This window comes from Candidatus Woesearchaeota archaeon (genome assembly GCA_003694805.1).
Taxonomy (GTDB): Archaea; Nanobdellota; Nanobdellia; order Woesearchaeales; family J110; genus J110.
On sequence record RFJU01000030.1, the window covers coordinates 1 to 1,108 of the forward strand.

The following is a 1,108-nucleotide window of genomic DNA, read 5'->3' on the forward strand; positions in this document are numbered from 1 at the left end:
CTCCTTTTCTTTTTCGTTCCTTGCCGATGTTCCTTTTTCTTTTCTGGCGTTGGCAACGTCTTTTTTTTTTAGACGCCCCAAACGGGGTTGTGCTCGCGCATGATGTGTGCGATTTCCTTGAGCGCTCCTTTCTCGTCGCTCGTGAGGAATTTCACGAGGGACTTTAGTTTTCGGAATTCTTCTTCTGAGAGGTAGGAGTAGAGGATGTCTCCTTCTCCGACGTGCTTGCCGGCAATGATGCCCGGCAGGCTGATGGCGAGTTGCGTCCCTCTTGGTGCGCTGTTCACGTTTTCTTTTTCTTTTTGCATGCTCTTGACTGTTGCGAGTGGCGTTCCTGCTTTGGTGAGCGTCATGCCGGACGTGAGTGTTCCGGCGAGAACTTCGACGCCGACAATGGCAGGGTTGCTTTGGCGGAAGATGCAGTTGGGAAGGATTTCTAGTTTGCAAGGCCGCGTCACGTTTTGCAGCTCTTTTGCTCTGATGGCGTCTTGGGCTTTGGCTTGCCACTCTTCGAAGCGTTCGATGAGCTTGTAGATGATGGTGTCGGTGATGACGGTTACGTTGCTGGGTGTTCTTGGTTGGGGGAGATTGAATCCGAGGATGACAGCCGTGAGCGGATCTTTTTCTGCGTTGCTTTCTGCGTCTGCAATGTCTTTTTTGGTGATGGGTCCAACGCTTGCTTTGCGTATAGGGATGTTGCGTTCGCGCAGAAGATGGGCGAGGGCTTCGAGGCTGCCGAGGGTGTCTGCTTTGATGACGATGCCTTTCTTGTCGGTGGTGATGATTGACGTTTTGATTTCTTCTTGGATGGCTCTTTTGACTTCTTCCACGTCTTCTGCTTTGCAGGTTCTAAGAGGCGCCCCCGCCATTGCGTTTTCAAGGCCTGGAGCAACGATCTTAACCCCTGTTGCGGCGACGGCTTGTTGTATCGGGGTGAAGGGTGATTTTTTGTCGCGCATTTCTGCGAGGGGTGCTGGCTCGAGGAGGCTTCGAACTTTGGTGACGATCGGCTCTTGGAGGCCGCCGAGGATGAGCGTGTCGCCGACAGTGATGGTTCCGTCGTAGATGATGACATCAATGGTTGTTCCCAGTCCTTTGTCTTCTTTGA

General features: G+C 52.6%; 1 protein-coding gene. It reads right to left on the minus strand.

The window, feature by feature from the left end:
- Positions 1-68: 68 nt before the first annotated feature.
- Positions 69-1,108, minus strand: a 1,040-nt coding sequence (locus D6783_01330) for a translation initiation factor IF-2 (protein RME53665.1), incomplete at its 5' end; no start/stop codon positions are given.